Origin of the sequence: Gracilimonas amylolytica (genome assembly GCF_002911695.1) — a bacterium.
In the GTDB taxonomy this organism is placed as follows: domain Bacteria; phylum Bacteroidota; class Rhodothermia; order Balneolales; family Balneolaceae; genus Gracilimonas; species Gracilimonas amylolytica.
The window spans coordinates 85,001-88,104 of the sequence record NZ_PQBS01000004.1 but is presented as its reverse complement, the minus strand read 5'-3'; the positions used below and the strand labels follow the sequence as shown (position 1 = coordinate 88,104).

Annotated in this window: 2 tRNA genes and 2 rRNA genes (1 of these 4 cut by a window edge); all 4 read left to right on the top strand. The window is 53.4% G+C overall.

What is annotated here, in order from left to right:
• Positions 1-135 precede the first annotated feature (135 nt).
• Positions 136-1,659, top strand: a 16S ribosomal RNA gene (locus C3B73_RS00370).
• A gap of 140 nt (positions 1,660-1,799) precedes the next feature.
• A tRNA-Ile gene (locus tag C3B73_RS00365) sits at positions 1,800-1,873 on the top strand.
• A gap of 13 nt (positions 1,874-1,886) precedes the next feature.
• A tRNA-Ala gene (locus C3B73_RS00360) sits at positions 1,887-1,960 on the top strand.
• Between the two features lie 473 nt (positions 1,961-2,433).
• A 23S ribosomal RNA gene (locus tag C3B73_RS00355) occupies positions 2,434-3,104 on the top strand (it continues 2,232 nt past the right edge of the window).
• Together the 16S and 23S rRNA genes with 2 tRNA genes alongside form the textbook arrangement of a ribosomal RNA operon.

Sequence of the window (3,104 nt, the reverse complement as noted above, 5' to 3'; positions counted from 1 at the left end):
TTGTTCTTAGACATAATGAAGTATAGATCAGATTGTTTGTGCGAGCGAGAGCTTGTTCAATTCTTTGATGCATTAATTTGCATAGAAAATGACCAAGAGCGTAGGGTTAGCTCACAGAGTATATATTAGATATTTACAATGGAGAGTTTGATCCTGGCTCAGGACGAACGCTGGCGGCGGGCTTAACACATGCAAGTCGAAGGAGAAGGTAGCTGCTTGCAGCTGCTGGAGACTGGCGGACGGGTGAGTAACGCGTAGATAACCTGCCTATATCTGGGGGATAACATCTCGAAAGGGGTGCTAATACCGCATAATGCAGCGGGGCCGCATGGCCACAGTTGTTAAAGGTTTCGGCCGGATATAGAGGGGTCTGCGTACTATTAGTTAGTTGGTGAGGTAACGGCTCACCAAGGCGATGATAGTTAGGGGGTCTGAGAGGATGATCCCCCACACTGGGACTGAGACACGGCCCAGACTCCTACGGGAGGCAGCAGTGAGGAATCTTGCGCAATGGGCGAAAGCCTGACGCAGCCACGCCGCGTGCCGGAAGACGGCCCTATGGGTTGTAAACGGCTTTTGAATGGGAAGAACGTACGAGATTCGTCTTGTAGTGACGGTACCATTTGAATAAGCACCGGCTAACTCCGTGCCAGCAGCCGCGGTAATACGGAGGGTGCAAGCGTTGTCCGGAATCATTGGGTGTAAAGGGTGCGTAGGCGGGAGCCTAAGTCTGTGGTGAAATCTTGCCGCTTAACGGTAAAATTGCCATAGATACTGGGTTTCTTGAGTACAGAAGAGGTCGGTGGAATTCGTAGTGTAGCGGTGAAATGCATAGATATTACGAAGAACATCAGTGGCGAAGGCGGCCGGCTGGACTGTAACTGACGCTGAGGCACGAAAGCGTGGGGAGCGAACAGGATTAGATACCCTGGTAGTCCACGCTGTAAACGATGTATGCTAGTTGTTGGTCCTTTGGGGCCAGTGACGCAGTTAACGCAGTAAGCATACCACCTGGGGAGTACGTCGGCAACGATGAAACTCAAAGGAATTGACGGGGGCCCGCACAAGCGGTGGAGCATGTGGCTTAATTCGATGCAACGCGAGGAACCTTACCTGGGCTAAATCCACAGTGTTATCTCCCGAAAAGGAGAGTCCCTTCGGGGCACTATGGAAGGTGCTGCATGGCTGTCGTCAGCTCGTGCCGTGAGGTGTTGGGTTAAGTCCCGCAACGAGCGCAACCCCTGTGGTTAGTTACCAGCACGTAATGGTGGGGACTCTAGCCAGACTGCCTACGCAAGTAGTGAGGAAGGTGGGGACGACGTCAAGTCATCATGGCCCTTACGTCCAGGGCTGCACACGTGCTACAATGGATGGTACAATGGGTAGCCACCCCGCGAGGGGGAGCAAATCCACAAAGCCATTCTCAGTTCGGATTGGAGTCTGCAACTCGACTCCATGAAGGTGGAATCGCTAGTAATCGCGTATCAGCAATGACGCGGTGAATACGTTCCCGGGCCTTGTACACACCGCCCGTCAAGCGATGGAAGTCAGGAGTACCTGATGTCGCTCCAGCAAGGAGTGCCTAGGGTAAGCCTGGTAACTGGCGCTAAGTCGTAACAAGGTAGCCGTACCGGAAGGTGCGGCTGGATCACCTCCTTTCAAGGAGAGCGTTCCTGCAATATGGAACTACGACGCTACGCAAGCGCTCGTATCAAACAATCTGATCTGTACTTATTATATAGCGGGTGAACACTCGCCGCAGCCGGCGACCAACGCCTGTGCCGATACCCCGCTAAGCGGGGCTTGTAGCTCAGGTGGTTAGAGCGCACGCCTGATAAGCGTGAGGTCGGAGGTTCAAGTCCTCCCAAGCCCACAATTTAGTGCAAGGGGCTATAGCTCAGCTGGCTAGAGCACCTGCTTTGCAAGCAGGGGGTCCGGGGTTCGAATCCCCGTAGCTCCACACGAGTTTGACATAGTGAAGCAAGCGATACTGAGTGGCTGATTGAGGCCGCTGCAGGGTTGGCGGTTCCCCCGAACATCGGGGCCGTAGCTCCACACGAGTTTTTTGAGATTTTGAGGTAGTAAGACATGAGATGAGAGGATGCAGATCCCGGATGTTTTATACCTGTTCTTTAACAGAATGTTTGAGTTTGAGGCGTTGCCGGAAGGCGCGCGAGCAAGCAGACACGTTCCACACGCGAGAGTGTGGGTTCTTTGACATGATGAAAGCAATAGCAATAGTAAAAGGTCTGATATTGCTTACCTGCTTCGGTAGGTAGGTAATGGAAGATAGTAGTGCGTGCGTCCGATTGGGCGTGCGTGCTACGCCAAGGTATCTGGATGCGGTTCGTCCCACATCCAGACCACAATTGTAAACCAATAGCATGAAGTACTTATGTAGGCCGTGCGGCGGAGACGCCGTGCAAGCCATATAATAGAAGCATACTAAGGGCACACGGTGGATGCCTAGGCATACAGAGGCGAAGAAGGACGTGTAAAGCTGCGATAAGCTGCGGGGAGCTGCATAAGAGCAATGATCCGTGGATTTCCGAATGGGGCAACCCATCCGCCAATTGGCGGATACTCCTTTCGAGGAGGGCATACGGGGGGAACTGAAACATCTAAGTACCCCCAGGAGAAGAAAACAATCAAGTGATTTCCCAAGTAGCGGCGAGCGAACGGGAAGCAGCCCAAACCGGCTTCCTACGGGGAGTCGGGGTAGTAGGACCTGCGTAATCGAAGCGAGCTTAAGTCGAAACTGCCTGGAAAGCAGTCCCACAGAAGGTGAAAGGCCTGTAGGCGTACGGCGAGCGGAGAGGCGGGTATCCTGAGTAGCGCGAGGCCGGTGAAACCTTGCGTGAACCAGCCGGCACCATCCGGTAAGGCTAAATACATCTGTATGACCGATAGTGAACCAGTACCGTGAGGGAAAGGTGAAAAGAACGCCGAGAAGGCGAGTGAAATAGTACCTGAAACCGTGTGCTTACAAGCGGTCGGAGCCTCTCTTTGAGGGGTGACGGCGTGCCTTTTGTATAATGAGCCTACGAGTTGCTCCTGTTGTGCGAGGTTAAGCCCCTAAGGGGTGGAGCCGTAGCGAAAGCGAG